The organism is Cellulomonas sp. NPDC089187, from assembly GCF_040685135.1.
Taxonomy (GTDB): Bacteria; Actinomycetota; Actinomycetes; order Actinomycetales; family Cellulomonadaceae; genus Cellulomonas.
On sequence record NZ_JBFBHI010000003.1, the window covers coordinates 309,894 to 332,978 of the forward strand.

General features: G+C 70.1%; 18 protein-coding genes and 1 tRNA gene. 9 read left to right on the plus strand and 10 right to left on the minus strand.

The window, feature by feature from the left end:
• Positions 1-256 precede the first annotated feature (256 nt).
• Positions 257-1,234 carry an HNH endonuclease signature motif containing protein gene (locus tag AB0N78_RS09720; RefSeq protein ID WP_363389072.1) on the plus strand — a complete coding sequence of 326 codons (978 nt, stop codon included), beginning with the start codon at positions 257-259 and terminating at the stop codon, positions 1,232-1,234.
• A 37-nt stretch (positions 1,235-1,271) separates the two neighbouring features.
• Here AB0N78_RS09720 and AB0N78_RS09725 read toward each other — a convergent pair whose 3' ends face one another.
• The 5 genes from AB0N78_RS09725 to tmk form a co-directional block, all read right to left on the minus strand.
• The gene (locus tag AB0N78_RS09725) at positions 1,272-2,333 is read right to left on the minus strand and encodes a DNA cytosine methyltransferase (RefSeq protein WP_363389075.1); all 1,062 of its coding nucleotides are present in this window, start codon (positions 2,331-2,333) and stop codon (positions 1,272-1,274) included.
• A 936-nt stretch (positions 2,334-3,269) separates the two neighbouring features.
• A tRNA-Thr gene (locus AB0N78_RS09730) sits at positions 3,270-3,342 on the minus strand.
• A 63-nt stretch (positions 3,343-3,405) separates the two neighbouring features.
• Complete coding sequence (locus AB0N78_RS09735; protein ID WP_363389078.1) at positions 3,406-4,935, minus strand: alpha/beta hydrolase; 1,530 nt, start codon at positions 4,933-4,935, stop codon at positions 3,406-3,408.
• 21 nt (positions 4,936-4,956) lie between these two features.
• On the minus strand, positions 4,957-6,096 hold the full coding sequence (locus AB0N78_RS09740) for a DNA polymerase III subunit delta' (protein ID WP_363389081.1): 1,140 nt from the start codon (positions 6,094-6,096) through the stop codon (positions 4,957-4,959).
• The gene (tmk, locus tag AB0N78_RS09745; RefSeq protein WP_363389084.1) at positions 6,093-6,755 is read right to left on the minus strand and encodes a dTMP kinase; all 663 of its coding nucleotides are present in this window, start codon (positions 6,753-6,755) and stop codon (positions 6,093-6,095) included. Before tmk ends, AB0N78_RS09740 begins: the two co-directional genes overlap by 4 nt.
• Before the next feature lie 214 nt (positions 6,756-6,969).
• Here tmk and AB0N78_RS09750 point away from each other — a divergent pair, with 214 nt between their 5' ends.
• Genes AB0N78_RS09750 through AB0N78_RS09760 form a run of 3 tightly spaced genes read left to right on the plus strand, consistent with a single transcriptional unit; the run spans position 6,970 to position 10,962 of the window.
• A complete protein-coding gene (locus AB0N78_RS09750) occupies positions 6,970-7,767 on the plus strand; it encodes an IclR family transcriptional regulator (RefSeq protein WP_363389086.1) in 798 nt (265 codons plus the stop codon).
• A 1-nt stretch (position 7,768) separates the two neighbouring features.
• Positions 7,769-9,409: a beta-N-acetylhexosaminidase gene (locus AB0N78_RS09755; protein WP_363389088.1), complete on the plus strand. Its 1,641-nt coding sequence runs from the start codon at positions 7,769-7,771 to the stop codon at positions 9,407-9,409.
• On the plus strand, positions 9,406-10,962 hold the full coding sequence (locus tag AB0N78_RS09760) for an amidohydrolase family protein (protein WP_363389091.1): 1,557 nt from the start codon (positions 9,406-9,408) through the stop codon (positions 10,960-10,962). Before AB0N78_RS09755 ends, AB0N78_RS09760 begins: the two co-directional genes overlap by 4 nt.
• Here AB0N78_RS09760 and AB0N78_RS09765 read toward each other — a convergent pair.
• Together AB0N78_RS09765 and AB0N78_RS09770 are read right to left on the minus strand one after the other, a co-directional pair.
• On the minus strand, positions 10,926-12,104 hold the full coding sequence (locus AB0N78_RS09765; protein ID WP_363389093.1) for an alanine racemase: 1,179 nt from the start codon (positions 12,102-12,104) through the stop codon (positions 10,926-10,928). The genes AB0N78_RS09760 and AB0N78_RS09765 overlap by 37 nt on opposite strands.
• Positions 12,105-12,169: 65 nt before the next feature.
• Complete coding sequence (locus tag AB0N78_RS09770) at positions 12,170-13,174, minus strand: Gfo/Idh/MocA family oxidoreductase (RefSeq protein ID WP_363389096.1); 1,005 nt, start codon at positions 13,172-13,174, stop codon at positions 12,170-12,172.
• A gap of 162 nt (positions 13,175-13,336) precedes the next feature.
• On the opposite strand from AB0N78_RS09770, the gene AB0N78_RS09775 reads away from it, so the two are divergent.
• Both AB0N78_RS09775 and AB0N78_RS09780 read left to right on the plus strand, forming a co-directional pair.
• Positions 13,337-14,485 carry a glycerol dehydrogenase gene (locus AB0N78_RS09775; RefSeq protein ID WP_363389099.1) on the plus strand — a complete coding sequence of 383 codons (1,149 nt, stop codon included), beginning with the start codon at positions 13,337-13,339 and terminating at the stop codon, positions 14,483-14,485.
• Positions 14,486-14,651: 166 nt separating this feature from the next.
• On the plus strand, positions 14,652-16,001 hold the full coding sequence (locus tag AB0N78_RS09780; RefSeq protein ID WP_363389102.1) for an alpha-amylase family glycosyl hydrolase: 1,350 nt from the start codon (positions 14,652-14,654) through the stop codon (positions 15,999-16,001).
• Between the two features lie 47 nt (positions 16,002-16,048).
• Here the strand turns inward: AB0N78_RS09780 and topA are convergent, their stop codons facing one another.
• Both topA and AB0N78_RS09790 read right to left on the minus strand, forming a co-directional pair.
• Positions 16,049-18,781, minus strand: coding sequence for a type I DNA topoisomerase (topA, locus tag AB0N78_RS09785; RefSeq protein WP_363389105.1), 2,733 nt, complete (start codon positions 18,779-18,781; stop codon positions 16,049-16,051).
• A 70-nt stretch (positions 18,782-18,851) separates the two neighbouring features.
• Entirely contained in the window at positions 18,852-19,793 is a 942-nt protein-coding gene (locus AB0N78_RS09790) for a phosphatase PAP2 family protein (RefSeq protein WP_363389108.1), read from the minus strand.
• A gap of 151 nt (positions 19,794-19,944) precedes the next feature.
• On the opposite strand from AB0N78_RS09790, the gene AB0N78_RS09795 reads away from it, so the two are divergent.
• The 3 genes from AB0N78_RS09795 to AB0N78_RS09805 all read left to right on the plus strand — a co-directional run bounded on the left by AB0N78_RS09795 (position 19,945) and on the right by AB0N78_RS09805 (position 22,623).
• The gene (locus AB0N78_RS09795) at positions 19,945-20,325 is read left to right on the plus strand and encodes a VOC family protein (protein ID WP_363389111.1); all 381 of its coding nucleotides are present in this window, start codon (positions 19,945-19,947) and stop codon (positions 20,323-20,325) included.
• A 61-nt stretch (positions 20,326-20,386) separates the two neighbouring features.
• Positions 20,387-21,121, plus strand: a complete 735-nt coding sequence (locus AB0N78_RS09800) for a response regulator transcription factor (RefSeq protein ID WP_363389113.1) — start codon at positions 20,387-20,389, stop codon at positions 21,119-21,121.
• Positions 21,118-22,623 (plus strand): ATP-binding protein, encoded by a 1,506-nt coding sequence (locus AB0N78_RS09805; RefSeq protein ID WP_363389116.1) that lies wholly within the window; start codon positions 21,118-21,120, stop codon positions 22,621-22,623. Before AB0N78_RS09800 ends, AB0N78_RS09805 begins: the two co-directional genes overlap by 4 nt.
• Here AB0N78_RS09805 and AB0N78_RS09810 read toward each other — a convergent pair.
• A complete protein-coding gene (locus tag AB0N78_RS09810; RefSeq protein ID WP_363389119.1) occupies positions 22,620-23,078 on the minus strand; it encodes a hypothetical protein in 459 nt (152 codons plus the stop codon). The two genes, AB0N78_RS09805 and AB0N78_RS09810, sit on opposite strands and share 4 nt — an antisense overlap.
• Between the last annotated feature and the right edge of the window lie 7 nt (positions 23,079-23,085).

Here is a 23,085-nt window from a genome sequence, read left to right on the forward strand (position 1 = left end):
GTCACTGGGACAGCACGAACATGATTGGCTTGTGCTGCGACATAGTCGGATGCATGCCTTCGATGGCGCGGCCTAGTGTCCGACGAGATCCAGTCCTACCGAGACGGCTGCCACGAGTGCCGGTTGTGGCCGATTCGAACGCACAGGCCCCGCTTGACGCAGAATCGTGCCGTTGCGAAGTCGCCAGCTGAGCGAACACGATGGCGCAACCGTGTCCCTCCGTCAGGTGCGTCAGTGTTCTCGCTAGCGTGTGGACATGAACGACGACGCAGGTGCACCGTCTTCGGACGATGAGGTTCTCTTCGGTCGACTACTGAACGCGAATGACCCGACGGACAACGTGATCCCGATCCGACCACGACCAGGCGAATCCGTTGAGCACGACGACATCCTCGCCGTTTCGCGTCAGCTTCCTGAGCCTGGTTCGGCTCTCATCCAAGACCTCGGTGTCTCAGGGGCCCAAGCCGCGATCTACTCGATGTTGCACGCGAGGCGTGACGATCCGCCAACCATGCTCGAGATCCGAGACCACATCGTCGCGACCTTCGGGGAGGCCCAGTCTCAAACCGATCGTCGGGTTCGCGACCTTCGCAAGTACTTCGTTATTCGATCCGAGCGCGGCGTAGATGGCGAATGGCACTACCACCTCGTTGGATGGAAGCAGAAGCCATCGGTCGACACGATCCCGATCTCGCTGCGAGTGCGCGCCGAGGTGCTTGCTTCTCAACGATGCGCGCAGTGCGGTCGGACGCCGTCCGAGGACGGGGTGAAGCTGGCGGTAGACCACAAGATCCCGCAAGCATGGGGCGGCGGAAACGAGATCGAGAACCTTCAGCCCCTATGCGAGGACTGCAACTCGGGTAAGAAGGACTATTACGCGACGTACGACTCCCACAGTGAGGAGATCAAGGAAGCAATCCTCCATGATGAACCTCACCGTCGCATCGGGGAACTACTCAAGGCATTCGAAGGCAAATGGGTGCCATCCGATCTCATCGGTATCGTCGCGTCCGCGAAGCAGTATCAAGAGGACTACCAGAAGCGCCTGCGGGAACTACGCAAGCTGGGCTGGATCATTAAGTCTCAGCGCCGCTACCACGAGGGCACACGGGTGCGGACATACTACCAAGCAACGCACTGCGAGCCATGGGGAGATGGGCCGATCCGAGCGCAAATAAGTGCAGCGGAGCGCGCCATTAAGGAAAAGAGGCTCGACGGAGGCGCCAAGCCGTAACGAGCAGAGTCGCTCACCCCAGCAGTGAACCTGCCGTTCACACCGCCTTGAGTAGGCGCAGCGCGGACTGGTGGAACGAGGCACGGGACACGCTCTCCGAGTAGGTGAGACCGTCGCCTTCGTCCTCGACCAGGCGATGGAGCGGCGTTCCGGTGAGAACAGCGCGGATCGACAGCCCAACCGCCTTCGCAACAGGAGGCGGGAAGGCATTCCCGACCTGGCGGTACGCAGCAGTCTTACGCCCGGAGAATTTCCAGTCACCAGGGAAACCCTGGATCGCGGCGACCATCGGGAGGGTGAGACGCGGCGTGTGATCAGCCGGGGTGTCGTAGTCCGGCGCTGCGTCCGCGATACTTCGACCGTCAACACCAAGCTCGAGCCACGCGGCGCGCGCGCGAGTCGGACCCAGGTCGGGGCCTCCGTGCTTGCGAGAGCCACCTACGACAGTGGGTGCGATTCCGTTCGCGCGGTCGCGCCACGCCTCCGCACCGAGCCATCCATTCGCCGACATCATCGGGTACAGCGTCTCGCCGACTGTGGCCGCGGTAGCACCGATCGCATGCCACTCGAAACGCTGCTTTCGCAGATACTTGCGCTTGATTGCCGCGAGCACAAACCGAGGCCGCAACTGTGGAACGCCAAAATCGTTCGCAAACAGCAGGTGCCAATAGGCGTCGTAGCCCATCGCATCGAGCGCCGCCAGGATGGAATCGCGGTAAGGGGCGAACTTTGCACCCGCCAGCCCTTTAACGTTCTCTAACATCACCGCTCCAGGCTGAGCCTCGCGCACGAGACGGAGCGCTTCGGGGAAGAGATCGCGCTCATCGTCAGCCCCCAGCTGCTTGCCAGCGATACTAAAAGGAGGGCACGGAACGCCCCCCGAAAGCAAGTCGATCCCTTTATAGTCTTTGCCGTTGACGTCGCGCACATCGCCCTGATGCACATTTTGATTGGGGCGATTGATTCGCAGCGTCTCGCATGCCTCGGGCTCGATCTCGACAGCAATAGTATGATCGAAACCTGCCTGCTCCAACCCAATGAACTGCCCGCCAGCCCCGGCGCAAATCTCAAGCCCGGTCAGCCGCTGTTCGTCAGCCATCGAGTGGTCCTCTCATCGTCGGCAAGCGCACGCGCCGCCTCATCTTCTATCAACACCCAGCACAAGACCGGGATCCGCCCCGGTGTGGCGGCATCGAACCGACACGTGTGCCCGCGTTCGTGGCTGCGCGACTACCAGTGTCCACTACGCACCTCGACCACGAGGACATCATGCTCACGAGCACTGACATCCCCCTCGGCTCCGACGTCTGGACTGGTCGTAGCCGACTGAGTGCTGATCCCGCTGACCGCTCTCGCCCACGTAGATCACCGTGTTGGCGTGCCCATCGATGTAGAGATGCTGCTCGGCAGCCCTGCTCAGCATCGTCGGCAATAGCGCGCAGCCCGCCAAAAACAGCAGGCAAACCCACCAGCACCTCGAACTCGAACCTGGTCTCGCCCGCAGTGTCCCACTCTCGTCGGCGTCGGTCGTCGTCAGGGAGTCCGTAGCGCCGCGCTCGGCCCTACACCCGACCAGCGCCTCGGCACAAGCCAGCAAGAACTGACCTCAGCATCCGTGAGGTCCTCCCGCCAAGCCACACACATCACTGAGAGTTCAGAGAGTCGCGTTCGTCCACTTCTCAGCCACAGCATGGGCATGCATGTTGCTCACTGGCGCGGGTCGGCGCTTAGGGCAACCTCGGAGACTCCGGTTCGCTGCGGCGTCGGTCACGGAGTACTTGACCCGCCGGGCGGGGCGGTGGACGACCTCTATTCGGGTTACCCCAGGCGGGCGACTGCACGCGCTCGTTTCCGTCGGCCACACACCGTCATCGCCTCACGCCGCAGCCGAACCGGGCTTGCGAGAGCCTCGCGCTCAGGGCGAGTAGGCGTGTAACCATCCACCAACGAGAGGCAACCCCGGAGCAGTCCTGCGCCGGATATGAGAAGGCCCCTCGCACCACTGCTTGTGTTGGCGTGAGGGGCCTTCCGTCGGAGCCGCCTGTGGGAATCGAACCCACGACCTTCTCATTACGAGTGAGACGCTCTGCCGACTGAGCTAAGGCGGCGTCGTCCCGGAGGACGAGCGCGCCCACTGTACCCGGCGAGGCGGCGGTGCTCCAAAGTGCTTCTCAGCAGCGGGTGCCGTCGGCGGGGACGGTGCCGTCGACCAGGTAGGCGTCGACCGCGTCGAGGATGCAGGAGTTCGAGCGGCCGTAGGCGGTGTGGCCCTCGCCCTCGTAGGTGAGCAGGGTGGCGGAGTCGCCGAGGGTGGCGGTGAGGGATTCGGCCCAGGTGTAAGGGGTGGCCGGGTCGTTGGTGGTGCCGATGACGACGATGGGGGCGGCGCCCTCGGCGGTGTAGGAGTCCAGGCCGCCGGCCTCGGCGACGGGCCAGTTGGCGCACAGGACGCCGCCGTAGCCGAAGAAGCTGCCGACGGTGGGGGCTGCGGCCTCGATCTCGGCGGCGTCGGCGCGCATCTGGGCGATGTCGGTGGTGCCACGGTCGTCCGCGCAGCCGATGGCCCAGAACGCCACGGTGGAGTTGGTGGTGTACGTGCCGCTGGCGTCCCGGTCGTAGTACAGGTCGGCGAGCTGGAGCAGGACGGAGCCGTCGCCGGCCAGGGCTTCGCGCAGGCCCATCGTGAGGTAGGACCAACTGGACTCGTCGTAGAGCGGCAGGGCGATTCCGCTGAACGCGAGCGCGCCGGTCAGGGTGCGACCGTCGGTGCCGGTGGGCAGCGGGGTGGCGGTGGCCTGGTCGAGTAGGGCGCGGATCTGGGTGAGGCCCTCGTCCACGGTGCCGGTGAGTGGGCAGTCAGTGCCGTTCTGGCAGTCGGTGACGTAGGCGCGCAGCGCGTTCTCGAAGCCGACGGCCTGGCCGAGGGACAGCTCCTGGCTGCTCAGCGTCGGGTCCAGTGCACCGTCGAGCACCAGGCGACCGACCTGCTGCGGAAAGAGTGCGGCATAGGTGGCGCCGAGCTGGGTGCCGTAGGAGTAGCCGACGTAGGTGAGCGTGTCGTCGCCGAGCACGGCACGGATCACGTCCATGTCCTTGGCCGCGCTGACCGTGTCGACGTGCTCGAGCAGCGGACCGGTGTTCGCCAGGCAGCCCTTGCCCAGGGTGGCGTAGGCGGCTTCTGCGGCGGCCACGCCTTCATCGGTACTGAAGTCGTAGTCGGCGGACACGAGTGCGTCCATCTCGGCATCGCCCACACAGTCGACGGCGGTGGACTGGCCGACGCCGCGCGGGTCGAAGCCGATCAGGTCATAGGCGGCGATCACATCGTCACCGAATCCACCCAGAGCGATGGAGGACAGCGCGTCGATGCCGGAGCCGCCGGGGCCGCCGGGGTTGATCAGCAGCGAGCCGAGCTTCTCACCGGTGGCCTGGTGCCGGTTCACCGCGATGTCGATGGTGTCGCCGCTCGGGTCGGACCAGTCGAGCGGGACGGTGACGGTGGCGCACTCCAGGTCGCCGCAGCTGGACCAGTCGATCTGCTGGGCGTAGATCTTCTCCGCGCCGTCGGGCACCGAGGTCGGGACCACCGGGGAGGGTGTGGCATCGGTGTCGGTGCGGCCGTCACCGGCGCTGCATGCGGCGAGCGCGAGGGCGGCGACAGCGGTCAGGGCGAGGGTGCGGGCATGGCGCTGGGAAGTCACCGGGCCACGGTAACGGGTGTCTCAGGCCCGCTGGGGACGCAGGCCGATCATCATCGCCTCGACGGCCAGCAGCGGGGAGACGTTCCCGGCCAATCGCTCACGGGCCTCGGTGACGGCGTCCATCCGGTGCAGGTTCTGCTCCGGGGTGCTGCTGCGGGCCAGGTCCCGGACGGCCTCTTCCTGCTCACCGTTGACCAGGTCGACGCCGGCACCGAGCTGGACCACCAGGACATCCCGGTAGAGGGACAGCAGGTCGACCATCGCGCGGTCGAGCACGTCGCGCTGGGCGCGGGTGGCCCGCCGCTTCTGTTCCTCCTCCAGCTGGCGGATCTGACCGCGCAGCGCGGGCGGGATGGTCGTCGTGCCCTCGGCACCGAGGGAACGGAGCAGGGCGGTGCGCTCGGCGGCATCGCGCTCCTCGGTGGCGGCCTTGGCGTCGGCCTGCGCGGTCTCGACCAGATCGGCGGCGGCCAACACCGCGTCCCCGACCCCGCGGACCTGAGAGGCCAGCCGGAGCACCTGGTCGCGGCGGGCGCGTGCCGCCGGGTCCCGGGCCAGGCGACGGGCGACACCCACGTGACTCTGCGCGGCCTTCGCGGCGGTGAGCGCCACCGTGGGGTCGATCCCGTCCCGGCGGACCAGGAGGTCGGCGACGGCCTGCACCGGCGGCACCCGCAGGGCGACGGCGCGGGACCGGGAGCGGATGGTGACCAGCACGTCCTGCGGGCTCGGGGCGCACAGCAGCCACACAGTGCGCGGCGGCGGCTCCTCGATGGCTTTGAGCAGCACGTTCCCGGAGGTCTCGTTCAGCCGGTCGGCGTCCTCGATCACGATCACCCGCCACCGACCCTGCGCGGGGCTGCGCTGGGCCAGCTCCACCAATGGGCGCACGGTCTCGGCCCGGATGACGACACCCTCGGTGGCGACGAAGGTGACATCCGGGTGGGTGCCAGCCAGCACCTGCGCGCAGCCCGGGCTGTGCGGGTCGGCGCTCGGGTCTTGGAGTGCGGCAGCGAAGGCGCGGGCGGCGTTGGAGCGACCGGAGCCGGGCGGGCCGGTCAGCAGCCAGGCGTGGGTCATCTTCTCCGGGTGCTCGGCGGCAGCCCGCAGCACCTCGACGGCGGGCTCCTGTCCCACCACGTCGTCCCAGACGGTGGTCATGCGGTGACCCCGCGCTCCGCGAGCAGAGCGGTGACCCGGGTGCGGATGTCCGCGGCGATGTCCTCGGCGGGGCGGGCGGCGTCGAGGACCAACCACCGGTCGGGGTCGGCGGCAGCACGGTCCAAGAACGCGGCGCGGGTCCGGCGGTGGAAGTCGTCCCCCGCGGATTCCAGCCGGTCCGGGGCGGCATCGCGGTCGGCGAGGCGACCCAGACCGACCGCGGGGTCCAGATCGAGCAGCACGGTGAGCGCGGGCAGCAGCCCGGCGGTGGCCCACAGCGACAGCTGCTCGACCTCGTGCGCACCCAGGTCGCGGCCGGTGCCCTGGTAGGCGACGGAGGAGTCCAGGTAGCGGTCGGTCAGTACGACGGCCCCTGCGTCCAGCTCGGGCCGGACCAGCGACGCCACGTGATGGGCGCGGTCGGCGGCGTAGATCAGCGCCTCGGTACGGGGGTCCATGTCCTCGCCGTGCAGCACGGCGTCACGCAGCACCGCACCGAGCGTGGTGCCGCCGGGTTCTCGGGTCGGCACCACCCGGAGCCCGAACTCGCTGGTCAGCCACCGCCCCAGCAGCTGCAACTGGGTGGACTTCCCCGCGCCGTCGCCACCCTCGAAGGAGATGAACAGGCCGCCGGGGACGGGCGCAGGGGTGGTGGTCACGGGGCTCAGGGTATCCAGCCACACCCACGGCCCAACGCGTCGTGCACTGCACACGCACAACGCACCCAAGCCGGACACGGACGGATGCACACGCCATCAGCGGTGCATTCCGTGCGCAGGACACGACAAGTCCGCCGATATCGCTGTTAGCGTCACGACCACCCGAGCCCCCAGGAGCGTCCGTGCACCGCCGCCGTCCGCACTCCCCCGTCCGATGACCGCCGTCGAGGCCACCGGCCGCAACGAGTCCCTGTCCGTCCGCCGCTGCCTGCACCTGCTGGAACACGTCCGGGCCCACGCCACCGCCGACCGCGGCGTCCCGGTGCTCCAGCTGGCCGAGGCGATCGGCGTGCACCGGTCCACTGCCGCACGGCTGCTCGCGCCGCTGATCGAGGAGGGCCTGCTGATCCGCGACCCCGCCGGTCGGTACCGATTGGGGGTCGGAGCGCTCCGCCTCGGACAGTCCTACCTGGGTGCCATCGACCTGCCCGCGCTGGCCGAACCGGCGCTGCGGGAACTGGCCGAGCGCACCGGCGGCATCTGCGCACTTGGCGTGCCTGACCAGGACCGGATCCGGGTGGCGCTGAGCACCGGACGCGGCGCACTGCGCGCCGGCGCACTGATCCCCGCCTACTGCTCGGCCTGGGGCAAGGCGGTGCTGTCCGTCGCGCCGCCGGCCTGGATCGACCGCGCGATCGCGACCGGGCTGCGCGCGCTCACCCCACGCACCATCACCGACCCGACCGAGCTGCGCGGCGAGCTGGACCGCACCCGGCAGCGCGGATTCGCATTGGACGACCGCGAGCACGACCCCCAACTGCGGGCGGTGGCCGCGCCGGTGCTCAACCACACCGGCATGGTGGTCGCCGCGGTCGGTGTGGCACTCGACCACCACCGGATGCCGCCGGTGGTGCTGCGCGAGCACGCCCGAGCCACCGCTGAGCTCGCCCGTTCGCTGTCCGGCGCGATGGGCTGGTCCCGCGCACCCCGTCCCACCACCCGAGAGGCCTGACATGACCGGACCCGAGCTGGTCCCCGCCCCCGCGACGCTGGTAGCGGACGGGCGCGGATGGACCATGCCCGAGCGCCTGACCGTGTCGACTCACGCGGAGCTGGCAGCAGTACGCCCTCTGCTGATCGATGTGCTGGCGGTACGCCTCGGTCGGGAGCTGGTCACCGTCGACGGGGCCGCCGATCTCGTGCTGCACCACGATCCGACCCTCGACCCCGAGCACTATCGCCTAATGGTGGATTCCGGGGTCCGGATCGAGTCGAATGGCCCGGACGGTGCCCGGCATGCCCTGCGCAGTCTGCAACAGCTGATCGGTCCGGACGCCTACCGCGCGGTGCCGCGGCAGGCGCACGCCCTCGCGCTGCCCACGGTGCGGATCGAGGACGGCCCGCGGTTCACCCACCGTGGCGTGCTGTTGGATGTCGCCCGGCACTTCATGCCCAAGGCCGGGGTGATGCGCTTCATCGAGCTGATGTCCGCGCACAAGCTGAACCTGCTGCACCTGCACCTGACCGACGACCAGGGATGGCGGATCCAGATCCACGCCTTCCCCCGGCTGACCGAGGTGGGCAGCTGGCGCACCGAGTCGCAGCTCGGGTCCTCCCGCTCCACGCACTACGACGGCACCCCGCATGGCGGCTTCTATACCCAGGACGACCTGCGGGAGATCGTGGCCTTCGCCCACACCCGGGGCGTGACCGTCGTACCGGAGATCGACCTACCCGGACACTCCCAGGCCGCGATGGCCGCCTACCCCGAGCTCGCCGCCCTGCCCGAGCAGGCGTCCACCTGGGCGGTGTGGACACGGTGGGGCCTGAATCCCCATGTGTTGGGTGCGACCGACCGGGTGCTCGACTTCTACCGCACCGTGCTGGACGAGGTGCTGACCATCTTCGACGCCCCGCTGATCTGCCTGGGCGGCGACGAGGTGCCGGTGGACGAGTGGACCGCCGACCCGGCCAGTCTGCGTCGCGCCGAGGAGCTCGGGATGTCCACCGTCGAGGAGCTGCTGCCGTGGTTCATCGGCGAGCTGGCCGATCACCTGCGGGCCCGCGGTCGGCGCACGGTGGTCTGGGACGAGGTGGGCGGCTCCCGGCTGCCGACCGACGTGGTGATCAACTCCTGGCGTGGGTACCGCGGCGGGATCGATGCCCTGCGCGACGGCCACGATGTGGTGGTCTGCCCGGAGCACGAGGTCTACCTGGACCACCGCGCCGCCCCCGGTCTGGACGAGCCGGTTCCGGTCGGCACGGTGCACACCATCGAGGATGTGTACCGGTTCGAACCGGTGACCGACCAGGTCGCCGAGGCCACCAGCGAGTCCGGCACCGGACGGGTGCTCGGTGCCCAGGCCCAGCTGTGGAGCGAGCAGCTGAACTCCGAGCGACGGATGGACTACGCCGCCTACCCCCGGCTGTCCGCCTTCGCGGAGGTGGTGTGGAGCCCGCGGGAGCGCCGGGATTGGCACGACTTCGACCGGCGACTGCGGGGCGCGCATCTGGACCGGCTGGCTGCGGCCGGAGTGGAGTACCGACCGTTGGACGGCCCCCGCCCCTGGCAGCGCCGCCCAGGAGTGCCCGGCTGGCCGCTGCGCTTCGACGAGTTGGGCCGGTTGGTGCACGCCGAGGACGGCGCGGGGTGAGCCGGCTACTGCTGCGGGGCGGTCTGCTCGCCGACGGCACTGGTGCCCCGGCCCGCCCCGCCGATCTGCTGCTGGACGGCGATCGGGTGGCGGCGGTGCTGACCCCCGGCGACCCGGTCGAGGACGCGCAGGCCGTGGACGTCTCCGGGCAGATGGTGCTGCCCGGCTTCATCGACGCCCATGTGCACGCCGATGCGGTGGCGCTGGACCCCCAGGTGCAGGACGCGCTGACCTCCCAGGGCGTCACCACGGTGGTGGTCGGCCAGGACGGGTTGTCCTACGCCCCGTCGCATGCCAGCCCGGACGGTCCGGACGCCGCGGCGTTCACCCGCCGGTACTTCGCGGCCATCGACGGCGACCACCCCGGATTCGACCGCGGATCAGTGGCCGAGCTGCTGGCCAGCTACCGAGGGCGGTCCACCGTGGACGTGTCCTACCTGGTCCCGCACGGCACACTGCGCTACGCGGTGCTCGGCTCCGATCCTCGACCGGCGACGACGGCGGAGATCAAGCGGATGTGCGAGCTGCTGGACGAGGGGCTGCACCAGGGCGCACGCGGGATGTCCACCGGTCTGGAGTACGCCCCGGCCTGCTGGTCCACCACCGAGGAGCTGACCGCCCTGTGCGCGGTGCTGGCCCGGCACGACCTGCCCCATGTCTCGCACATGCGCGGGTACGAGACCCAGGCACCCGCCGCGCTGACCGAGCTCCTGGACCTGGCCCGGGCCACCGGCGTCGCGACCCATGTCTCCCACCTGCACGGTCCGGCGGAGGTAATCGTCCCGCTACTGGATGCCGCCCGCGCGGAGGTGGAGCTGACCTTCGACAGCTACCCCTACTTGCGGGGCGCCTCGGTGCTCGCGCTGGTGGCGCTGCCGACCTGGCTGCCGTTGGCCGATCCGGAGCGGGCCACCGCGATGCTGACCGACCCGCAGGTGCTGGCCCGACTGCGCGCGGATGACCTGCCCGCCCGCGCGCAGGTGTGGCCGCGAGTGACGTTGGCCTCCGTGCCACACCCCGACTACCGCTGGACCGAAGGACAGCGGCTGACCGCCGTCGCCGAGCAGCTGGGTGAATCACCAGCAGAGACCGCCCTGCGGCTGCTGGTGTCCACCGGACTGCGGGTGGGCTGCGTGTTCGAGCAGCCGCCGACCAACTCGCTGGACTCGGTGCGTGCCCTGATGCGGCACGAGGCGCACTGCGCGGGATCGGATGGCATCTACCTGGGCGGACACCCCCACCCGCGCGGGTGGGGCACCTTCGCCCGGTTCCTCGGCACCCACGTCCGCGCGCTCGGCGACTGGACCTGGGGCGAGGCCGCGCAGCACCTGGCCGGGACTGCGGCCCGGGTGTTCCGCCTGCCGGATCGGGGTGTGCTGCGTCCCGGTGCCCGGGCCGATGTGGTGGTGGTGGACCCGGGCACGGTGGCTGACACCGCGACCTATGAGCGCCCGCGGTCGACTGCGAACGGTGTCACCCACGTGCTGGTCGCGGGTGAGCGGATGCGGTGGAACGGTCAGAACAGGGTGAACAGCAGCTCCACCACCCGCTGATCGGGGTCGAGCACCGGCACCACCCGCCACTTGTCGAAGCTGGTGCAGGGGTGGGACAGGCCCAACTCGACCACGTCGCCGACCGCCAACTCCGTGGCGGCACCGTCTGCCTCCAGATAGGCGTGCTGGTCGTTGGTCCGGGTCAGCGTCCACCCGGCCAGATCGTTGACAGCCCCGGCACGGTGCCGACGCAGCGGGAGTGGCAGTCCCTCGTCGTAGGGAAGGTCGCGCTTCCCGGCACCCAGGATCGCCAGTCCGGGCTCCGGACGCGAGGTCACCTGCGCCCACACCCGCAGCGCCGGGTGCAGCTCGCCGGGGATGCGGGTGAAGGGGGTGCGTTGGGCGTAGATGCCGTGGTCGTGGGTCAGCGTCGACCCGCTGCGCATCAGCACCTGGGTACCCGGCATCCCACCCAGCACCTCAGCGACCACGTCGAACCACGCCGACCCACCCGCGGAGACGATCACCTGCCCGTCGATCAGCTCGGCCACCGCGGTGCCCGCCGCACGCAGCAGACCGAGGAACGCGCGCACCTCGGCCGCGCCGGGCAGCCCACCCTCATAGGCGGTGACCCCGGCCAGTCGCAGTCCGGGTGTGTGCTGCACCTGCTGGGCCAGGTGGAGCAGCTGCGGCAGATCGCGCGCCCCGGTCCGACCACCGTCGTGCCCGAGCTCGACGAGCACCGGCACCGGGTTGTCCGGGTCCGCCACCGCCGCGAGCGCCGTGATCCCCGTCTCGGAGTCGACCTGGAGCATCACCTGTGGTGCCACCGACGCGATCCAGCGCAGGGCACTGGGGTCGAGCACCTCGTTGGCGATCAGAATGCGGCCGATGCCCGCCGCATGAGCTGCGGCGGCCTGCGTGGCGCTGGCCAGAGTGATGCCCCACGCACCGGCGTCGAGCTGGCGGCGGAACAGGGCGGGGGCCATCGACGTCTTGCCGTGCGGGGCGAGCAGCAGCCCGTGCTCGGCGGCGAAGGCGGCCATCGTGGCCACGTTGTGGTCGACGGCTGCGGAGTCCACGGTCAGCACCGGCCAGCTCAACGATCCGTCGAACAGGTGGTGTCCCTCGGCCAGCCACTGCGTCGCGGGAACCGGTGCGGTCTGCCAGAAGCCCTTGGTGCCGGGGCCGATCACGTCCATGTGCCGACCCTAGGCGCGCCGACCCGGCGGGTCACCGGGTCGGCGCGTCCTGGTGCGCAGCGCACTCACTCGCCGGGGTAGCGCACCCCGATCTGCTCGCGGATCGTGTCCATCGTCGTCATGACGTCCAGGGTGTGCTGCCAGGTCATCCGCGGGCTCTGCGTGGCGCCCTCCGTGATCCGGCGGGCCACCTCCGCCGCCTCGAACTGCAGGCCGTGCGGGGTGGGCCGGTCGAAGGTCCACACCCGACCGTCCCGCCGCTGCACGGTGAAGGAGGTCGGGGCGTAGAACGAGCCCTCGACGGTAATCGCCCCGTCGGTGCCGGTGATCGCGGCGGTGGTCGGGGTCCGGGCCCACAGTGTGGTGGACAGGGTGGCCTGGGTGCGCTCGCCGTAGTCGAGGACGACGCCGATCTGCCCGTCGACGCCGGTGGTGGTCAGCTGGCCGGTGGCGTGCACCGACCGCGGTGCGCCCAGCAGGTCGTGGGCGAAGCTGACCGGGTACACCCCGAGGTCCAGCAGCGCGCCACCGGCCAGCGCCGGGTCGTACAGCCGACTGCTCGGGTCCAGCGGGAAGAACTGCCCGTGGTCGGCGAACAGCGCGACCACCTCGCCGATCTCACCGGAGTCGAGGATCTGGTGCAGCGCCTGGACGTGCGGCAGGAACCGGGTCCACATCGCCTCCATCACGAACACCCCGGCGGCCTTCGCGGCGTCCAGCACCTCGCGGGCCTCGGCGGCGTTCCGGGTGAAGGCCTTCTCCACCAGCACGTGCTTGCCCGCGGCGATCGCCAGCAGGGCGTGCTCGCGGTGCTCGGAGTGCGGGGTGGCCACGTAGACCACGTCCACCTGCGGGTCGGCGACCAGCTCGGCGTAGCTGCCGTGCACGGTCGGGACCCCGTGGGCGGCGGCCCAGCGGGCGGCCTTGTCCCGGTTGCGGGAGCCGACGGCTACCGCCCGGGACTCGGTCTCGGCGTGCAGGGCGTCGGTGAAGTGTCCGGCGATGTTCCCGGCGCCGAGGATGCCCCAGCGGAGGGCGGGCGCGGTGCGCGGCTCTGCGATCAGCGTCATGGCCCCGACCCTAGTGCCGACCCACCCCCTCGGCGTCCGCGCCCAGGGCCTGAGGTCCCTGCGCGGACCGGTCCGGTGCTGCCTAGGCTGGTGGGGTCGGCGGTGAACGGTCTCCGCGGAACACCGCGGGGGCACCGTCGGCGTGATCCGAAGGAGCCCCCCGTGTCCGCAGCTCACCCGATCCGTACCGTTATATCCCCCGGTCGCTACGCCCAGGGCCGCGGTGCACTCGCCCGGCTCGGTGAGCTGACCAAGCCCATCGGCTCCACTCCTCTGGTCGTCGCCGACGACGTGGTCTGGGGGTTCGTCGGGGAGCAGGTGACTGCCTCCTTCGCCGAGGCCGGTCTGCCGCTGACCCGCGACACCTTCGGGGTCTACGCCACCGCCAAGGCGGTCGACGCCATCGCCGCCCGGATCGCCGAGGTCGGCGCTGACGTGGTGGTCGGCGTGGGCGGTGGCTCCGTGATCGATGCGGTGAAGGCCGCCGGTCACCTGGCCGGAATCCGGTGGGTGTCCGTGCCGACGGTGGCCTCCACCGACGCCCCCTGCTCGGCGCTGTCGGTGATCTACTCCGAGGAGGGCGCATTCGAGGAGTACCGGTTCTTCCCGCACAACCCGGACCTGGTGCTGGTGGACAGCCAGCTGGTGGCCAACGCGCCGGTGAAGTTCCTGATCGCCGGGGTCGGCGACGCGCTGGCGACCTGGATCGAGGCCCGTGCGGTGGCCACGACCGACGCCACCACGATGGCCGGTGGGCTGCCGACCATGACCGGCACCGCGCTGGCCAAGCTGTCCTGGGACGCCCTGTGGGAGAACGCGCTGCCCGCCATCGCCGCCGTCCGGGACCACCTGGTCACCCCCGCGGTGGAGAAGGTCATCGAGGCGAACACCCTGCTGTCCGGGCTGGGATTCGAGTCCGGTGGTCTGGCCGCGGCGCACGCCATCCACAACGGCCTGACCGCCGCCCCGCAGACCCACGGGCTCACCCACGGCCAGAAGGTCAACATCGGCTCCCTGACCCAGCTGATCCTCGAGGGCGCCCCCACCCAGGAGGTGCGCGACTTCATCGAGTTCACCACCCGGGTCGGCCTGCCGAACACCCTGACCGAGATCGGCCTGACCACCGACGACGTCGACGACCTGACCCGGGTCGCCGAGCTCGCCACCGTCGAGGGTGAGACGATCCACGCGATGCCCTTCACCGTCCGGGTGCCGGAGCTGGTGGACGCGCTGCGCTCCATCGAGGGCTTCAGCCGTCAGGTCCGCGCCGACGCTGGTCTGCCCGAGCCGGTGCTGCACCGCGCGCACTGATCCACGGGCGCTGATGCACGAGCGCTGACTCGCGAACCCGTAGGTCCCCGGCCGTCCTCCCTGGGCCGGGGACCTGCGCCATGTCCAGGCCCTTCTCGCCTGCGCGGGCCCGACGGGAGGACCTGCGTCATGCGTGGGGTGATGCGCCGGGCCTACGGTGGGCCGGGTGAGCGCTGACCTGGTCCGACCGGCCGATGCCCTGTGGTGGCAGGTGTTCCCGCTGGGCTTCACCGGCACCGAACCCACGCTCACCCCCACACTCACGCACCGGCTGCCGCACGTCACCGCCTGGCTGGACTACCTGGTGGAGACCGGCTGCAACGGCCTGGCGCTCGGTCCCGTGTTCGCCGCGAGCACCCACGGCTACGACACCGTCGACCATCTGCGGATCGACCCGCGGCTCGGCGACCGGGCGGACTTCGACGCGCTGATTGCCACCGCCCATCACCGCGGGGTGCGAGTGCTGCTGGACGGCGTGTTCAACCACGTCGGGGAACAGCACCCGCTCTTTCGGGCCGTGCTCACCGCCGGACCGGAGCACCCGGACAACGCGCTGTTCCGCATCGACTGGTCCGGTGACCGACCCACCTGGGACTGCTTCGAGGGACACCGCCACCTGGTCACCTTGAACCACAGCAGCGCGCGGGTGGTCGACTGGGTCGCCGAGGTGATGATCCACTGGCTGGACGCGGGGGCCGACGGGTGGCGGCTGGACGCGGCCTACGCGGTGCCCACCGAGTTCTGGGCGCAGGTCACCGCCCGGGTGCGCGCCCGGCACCCGGACGCCTACCTGCTCGGCGAGGTCATCCACGGCGACTACACCGGGTTCGTCGCCGACTCCGGCGTCGACACCGTCACCCAGTACGAACTTTGGAAGGCGGTCTGGAGCTCGATCATCGACCACAACTGGCACGAGCTGGTCTGGACGCTCGGCCGTCACGACGAGTTCGGTGCGGGGTTCCGACCGTGGACGTTCATCGGCAACCACGACGTGACCCGAATCGTCACGCAGGTCGGCGGCCCCCGCACCGCCGGGCACGCGCTGGTGCTGCTGACCACCCTGCGTGGCACCCCCGCGGTGTACTACGGCGACGAGCAGGCGATGCCCGGCCTCAAGGAGGAGCGAGCCGGCGGCGATGACGCGATCCGTCCGGCGTACCCCCCGTCCCCCGCGGAGATCCCGGCCGAGGGGATGGCACCCGGTGGTGCGGCGCTCCGGCGGCTGCACCAACTGCTGCTCGGCCTGCGCCACCGGCACCCGTGGTTGGCCGACGCCAGCACGCAGGTGCTGCGGGTGAGCGGTGAGCTGCTGGTCTACCGACAGCACGGAGCTGAGGGGCAGACCATGACGGTGGCGCTGAACCTGGGCGAGGCGGAGACCGTGCCGATGGGTGCGGGCGAGGTACTGGCGGTGTCAGCGCCGGACGAGTCGCCGGGTCACGGTGATCCTGCCGCGGTCGCGCTGCACGATGGTGAGGCCACGGTTCCGGCCCGCGGCTGGCTCATCGCGCACTGACCCCGCCCGGGGCGCATGCCCCAGGCGGTTCAGTCGGCCGGCCGGTGCTACTTCTTGGCCGCAGCCTTCCGCGTGGTGGTCTTGCGGGCCGCGGGCTTCTTCTTTGGCCCCTGGGCGCGCTTCTCCGCCAGCAACTCGATGGCCTGCTCGCGGGTGATCGTCTCCGGAGTCACATCGCGGGGCAGGGTGCGGTTGGTGGTGCCATCCGTGACGTACGCCCCGAACCGGCCGTCCTTGACGACGATCGGCTTCTCCGAGGTCGGGTCGTCACCCAGCTCGCGAAGCGGCGGCGCGGCGGTGGCACCACGACCGCGCTTGGGCTGGGCGTAGATCGCCAGCGCCTCCTCCAGCGTGGTGCTGAAGATCGCGTCCTCCGACGGCAGCGTGCGCGAGTCGGTGCCCTTCTTCAGGTACGGGCCGTAGCGACCGTTCTGCGCGGTGATCTCGGTGCCGGTCTCCGGGTCGGTGCCGACCACCCGGGGCAGGCTGAGCAGCTTGAGCGCGTCGTCCAGGGTCACGGTGTCCAGCGACATGCTCTTGAACAGCGACCCGGTGCGCGGCTTGGGCTGCGCGGCCAGGGCCTTCTTCTTGGCGGCCGCGGACAGACCTGGGTCCAGCTCGGGCTCCGGCAGGACCTCGGTGACATACGGCCCGAAGCGACCGTTCTTGGCGACGATGGTGGTGCCGGTGTTCGGGTCGGTGCCGAGCACCAGATCGCCCTCGGGCTCGGCCTCCAGCAGCTCGCGTGCCTTGGCGGCGGTCAGCTCATCGGGGGCCAGGTCATCCGGCACCGAGGCGCGACGCGGGTTGCCGTCCGGGCCGGGCTCGCCCTGGGCGTCCTCGATGTAGGGGCCGTAGCGACCCACGCGCAGGGTCAGGCCGTCACCCAGGTCGATCGAGTTCACCTCGCGGGCGTCGATCTCCCCCAGGTTGGCGACCAACTCCCGCAGGCCGTCCCCGTCCACGCCATCAGCTGCGGCATTGCCGAAGTAGAACCGGGTCAGCCAGTCCACCCGGTCCTCGGTGCCCGCGGCGATGGCGTCCAGGTCCTGCTCCATCCCGGCGGTGAAGTCGTAGTCCACCAGCCGGTCGAAGTTCTCCTCCAGCAGCCGGGTCACCGCGAAGGCCAACCAGGTGGGGACCAGTGCCTGTCCGCGGTTGGTGACGTAGCCACGGTCCTGGATCACGGAGATGGTCGCGGCGTAGGTCGACGGGCGGCCGATCCCGCGCTCCTCCAGTGCCTTGACCAGACTGGCTTCGGTGTAACGCGGCGGCGGAGAGGTGCGGTGACCGTCGGCGGTCAGGTCGGCGGCGGACAGCGGGTCGCCCTCGGACATCCGGGGCAGCCGGGTCTCGTCCTTGCCGGAGGACTCCTTGCCCTCGTAACGCTCGACGTCCCGACCCTCCTCATAGGCGGCCAGGAAGCCGCGGAAGGTGATGACGGTGCCGGAGGCGGAGAACTGTGCCTCGGTGGGGGTACCGGTCGACGGAGCGGGAACGGTGGCACCCAGGCGCACCGTGGTGGTCTGCACCTTGGCGTCAGCCATCTGCGAGGCGACGGTCCGCTTCCAGATCAGCTCGTACAGCCGGAACTGGTCGCCGGACAGCTCCCGAGCCACCTGCGCCGGGGTACGGAAGTTGTCACCGGCGGGACGGATCGCCTCGTGAGCCTCCTGCGCGCCCTTGGACTTGGCGGCGTACACCCGGGCCTTGTCCGCGACGTGGTCGGCACCGTACAGCTCGGCGGCCTGCCGGCGGGCAGCATCGATCGCCTGACTGCTCAGCACCGGCGAGTCGGTTCGCATGTAGGTGATGTAGCCGTTCTCGTACAGGCTCTGCGCAGTGCGCATGGTCTGACGGGACGCCATCCGGAGCTTGCGGGAGGCCTCCTGCTGGAGGGTCGAGGTGGTGAACGGAGCGGCAGGTCGACGGGTGCTCGGCTTGGACTCCAGCGAGCGCACCGTGAAGTCCGCGCCGTCCAGGGCGGAGACCCAGGCGGTGGCGGCGGACTCATCCAGGTGGATCACCGAACCCGCGGACTTCTTCAGCACACCGTCGTCGCCGAAGTCCCGTCCGGTGGCCACCCGCTGGTCGCCGATCCGGGTCAGTCGGGCCTCGAAGGCGGGCTCGTCGGCGGCGGTCACCGCGAAGGTGCCGGTCAGATCCCAGTAGTCCGCGGGGACGAAGGCCATCCGCTCGCGCTCGCGCTCCACCACCAGGCGGGTCGCGACCGACTGCACACGACCGGCGGACAGCCCCTGGCGGACCTTGCGCCACAGCACCGGGCTGACCTCGTAGCCGTAGAGCCGGTCCAGGATGCGCCGGGTCTCCTGTGCGTCCACCAGGCGCTCGTCCAGCTCGCGGGTGTTCTCCAGCGCACGGGTGATCGCCTCACGGGTGATCTCGTGGAAGACCATCCGCTTGACCGGAACCTTCGGCTTGAGCTCCTGGAGCAGGTGCCAGGCGATGGCCTCGCCCTCACGGTCCTCATCGGTGGCGAGGTAGAGCTCGTCGGAGTCCTTGAGCTTGCGCTTGAGCTCGGCGACCTTCTTCTTCTTGTCCGCGTCGACCACGTAGTACGGCTCGAAGCCGTTGTCCACGTCGACGGCGAACTTGCCGAACGGACCCTTCTTCATCTCCGCGGGCAGCTCCGAGGGCTGCGGCAGGTCACGGATGTGCCCGACGCTGGCCTCGACGTCGTACTCGTCGCCGAGGTACCCCGCGATCGTGCGCGCCTTGGCGGGCGACTCCACGATGACGAGCTTGCGACCTGCGGACATGGACTCCTGCTTCCTCGAGCGTGTGATGCGGCGACGACGACAGCATGCCATCCGCCGATGCGGGGGAACTCTACGACGGTCCGTCCCGCAGACCGGATGCGGTGGCCGAACGGCGGATCAGAGTGAGCACCGCGAAGGACAGTGCCGCCACCGCCACGATGCCCAGCGCTCCCCCGGCATAGGCGGTCAGCAGCGACGTCCGGGTGGCCAGCGGATCAGCGGCACGCCAGGTGCCGAGTAGTCCGACCGTGCCCATCGCCCCGGTGACGACGGCAGCCGCCAGCAGCAACCCCACCGCGATCCGGTCACCGGCGCGCCCGATCGGCCGGGTGGTGGCCAGCGGCACCGCTGCGGTGGGTGGCCTTGTGTCGGCGCGAACGCCGACAGCGGGCACCAGGCAGGCCAACGCACCCCAGGCCAGGACCACCAGCAGGGCGGCGATCACATCCGAGGGCCGGTGCCACTGCCCCACCAGCGTGGAGATCCCGGTTGCCGCGGCGTAGACCGCACCGAGTACCGCCACCCAGGATCGAGCACGCGGCGGCACCACCAACAGCACCGCCACCGCCACCGAGGCCGCCGCGGTGGTGTGACCGCTGGGCAGCGTGTTGAAGTCCGGGCCGTGCCCCCAGTCCGGACGGTCCCAGACCAGCTTCTTGAGCACTTGGGTGCTGATGTTGGCCCCGCCGAGCACCACCACTGCGGCCACCGCGAGCGACCAGCGACGGCGCAGCAGTGCCACCACCCCGCAGGCCAGGACGGCGGCGACGATGAACCCGACGGACACCACGTCCAGCACCGGCTCGGCGACCTGCCACAGTCGGGTCTGGCCGATGTGCGCACCCTCCAGCGCGGCCTGGTCCACCGACTGACCCTGCTCGGTCCCGACGAACAGCCGCCAGCACGCCACCGTCGCCAACGCGGCGACCAGCACGACCACCACCGTCCAGGCCACCGCTCCCGCGCGGGGTGCCCGCACAGCGGCGGGCGGCGGGGCGTGGGTCGGGGTCATGGCGCTCACGGTAAGCGACGGGTGCCACAGGTACCGACTCCATCCACAGCCGCACACCGAATGTGCACGCGCCGCGTGCGCGCCCTGCGATCGAGGTCCACGCTGTCGGTAGCGGTCACACCGTGGTGACCGAGGACGGAGGGTGGCGATCATGGCCGATCTCAGCAACCCGTTCAGCGGGTTCTCGGTGGACGACGTGGCGGCGGCGCAACAGTTCTACGGCGAGGTGCTCGGCCTGGACACCCGCGCAGTGGACGGGCTGCTCTGGCTGCAGCTGGGGACCGGCGCGCAGGTGCTGCTGTACCCGAAAGGTGACGCCCACCGACCGGCGAGTTTCACCGTGCTGAACTTCCGGGTAGCCGATGTGCCCGGCACGGTCGCCGAGCTGCGCGAGCGTGGGGTGGAGTTCGAGCGCTACGAGGGCACCCCCACCCAGACCGACGACGACGGAGTGTTCCGCGGTGGTGGACCGTTGATCGCGTGGTTCACCGATCCGGCCGGCAACGTGCTGTCCATCGTCGCCGACGACTGACCACAGGGTTTTCACAGGGAGACGTCAGGGCTGGTCCAGACAGCGGATCCACAGTGTTCTCATGACCGCCTCCACTCTCACCCGCGAAGCCCTGACCCGTCCGGACGGCCAGCCCGTCCGCGCCCTCGTCGTCGACGACGAGGCCACCCTGGCCGAGCTACTGTCCACCGCCCTGCGCTACGAGGGCTGGCAGGTGGAGCACGCACTGACCGGCCAGGCCGCCATCAAGCAGGCCAAGAGCCTCGACCCGGACGTGATCCTGCTCGACGTCATGCTCCCCGACCTGTCCGGCCTGGAGGTGCTGCGACGAATCCGCACCACGCACCCCACCGTGCCGGTGCTGTTCCTCACCGCCAAGGACGCTGTCGAGGACCGGATCGCCGGGCTCACCGCCGGTGGCGACGACTACGTGACCAAGCCGTTCAGCCTGGAGGAGGTCGTCGCCCGACTGCGCGCCCTGCTACGCCGCACCGGAGCGGTCAACCAACGGGAAGAGGCGGTGCTGACCGTCGGTGACCTGGTGATGGACGAGGACTCCCACGAGGTCACCCGCGCCGGGCAGGACATCCGGCTGACCGCCACGGAGTTCGAGCTGCTGCGCTACTTCATGCGCAACCCCAAGCGGGTGCTGTCCAAGGCGCAGATCCTGGACCGGGTCTGGCAGTACGACTTCGGCGGGCAGGCGAACATCGTCGAGCTCTACGTGTCCTACCTGCGCCGCAAGATCGACAAGGGACGCGAGCCGATGCTGCACACCCTGCGCGGGGTGGGCTACGTGCTCAAGCCCGCCGCGTGAGCGAGGCCGCGTCCAGTCGTCGACCGCGCGGTCGTTGGACCCTGCGCCGTCGCCTGGTCGCGGTGGTGCTGATCCTGTTGGCCGCGGTGGCCGCCGTGATGGGTGTGGTGTCGACGGTGGCGCTGCGCAGCTCGCTGATCGGGCAGATCGACGACCGGCTGTCCGCCGCCAGTCAGCGCGCGCAGCAGGCACCGCAGCGATTCCAGGAGGACGCTCCCGACCCGTCTGCCCCCCGCCCGTCCACCCAGACCCCGCCGGCGCTGGGCCTGCCCGGGCAGGACGTCGGCACGGTGAACGTCTACCAGTTCGACGGCATCACCCTGTCGGGGTACCTCGATGACAACGGTGACAGTCAGGAGCTCACCGACGCTCAACTCGACCTCCTGCTCAGCCTGACCCCGGACGGCGACCCGATCACCCTCGATCTACCCGACCTCGGCTCCTACCGGGCGGTGGCCGTGACCAATGCCGACGGTGACCTGTCCGTCACCGCCCTGCCACTGGCCGATGCCACCGCCACCGTGGACGCGTTCCTCGCGGTGGAGATCGCGGTCGGCGTGGTCGGCCTGCTGGTCGGCGGCGGGCTGGCCACTGTGCTGCTCCGACGGGAGCTGCGCCCGCTCGACCGGGTCGCCGCCACTGCGACACGTGTGGCCGAGATGCCGCTGGCCCGTGGCGCGGTGCAGATCGCCGAGCGCGTACCCGAGGCCGACACCGACCCGGGCACCGAGGTCGGCAAGGTCGGTTCTGCCCTGAACCGGATGCTCGGCCACGTGGAGTCCGCGCTGTCCGCACGGCACGAGTCCGAGACCCAGGTCCGCCGGTTCGTCGCCGACGCCTCGCACGAGCTGCGCACGCCGTTGGCCTCGATCCGTGGCTACGCGGAGCTGGTGCAGCGCCTGCCCGAGCCGGTCCCGCAGGACGCGCGACGAGCGATGGACCGGGTGGAGTCGGAGGCCACGCGCATGACCGGCCTGGTGGAGGACATGCTGCTGCTCGCCCGACTGGACGCGGGCCGCGATCTGGACCAGACCGAGGTCGACCTGGCCGGACTCGCCGTGGATGCGGTCGCGGACGCCCATGTCGCCGGGCCGGATCACGTGTGGCACCTGGATCTAGGCGAGGAGGATGCCGAACCGCCGTCCCCCGTGATCGGCGACGAGCACCGGCTGCGTCAGGTGCTGCTCAACCTGCTGTCCAACGCCCGGGTACACACACCGCCCGGGAGCACAGTCACCGTCTCGGTCCGGGACGAGGGCACGCAGGTGGTGCTCCGGGTGCGCGACGACGGTCCCGGTATCGCCGAGCCGCTGCGCTCGCGCCTGTTCGAACGCTTCACCCGCGGCGACGAGTCACGTAACCGCGCTGCCGGGTCGACCGGGTTGGGACTGGCCATCGTGCATGCGGTGGTGACCGCGCACAGCGGGACCATCGAGGTAGACAGCACACCCGGGGCGACGACCTTCACCGTCAGGCTGCCCCGAGCAACCGCAGAGGCCTAGACGATGAACTGCGGACGGCCTGCCGCGATCCAGTTGGCGTAACGCTGCGAGATCATCGGCGCGAGACGTTCGAATACCTCCCAGGTATCAGGAACCCGGTAGATATCGGCGACGCTGGTGCCAAAAGCAGCAAGGAAGTCACCGACGTAACGAGAGTCGTTGTCTTTTCCCTCGTAGTAGGCGACGGTGAACGCGTTGCCTTCCTCGTTCAGATCAGCACTGATGAACTTCTCGTCCATCGCCTCGATGAGAAACTTGCCCGGAGTGGTCAGCCGATCCCTGAGTTCCTGCAGTTCGCCTGACAGCTCTTGCGCAGCATCGTCGCTGGCGAAACCACTGAACAGGCACCAGGCGAGGAACATTCCGATATGTGTCGCCGCGGCATCGTCCGGCAGGTCGTCGGGATACGTGCCCCCGTAGTGCCAGCTCGCGTCATCGTACTTCGTGACCGTCACAACACAC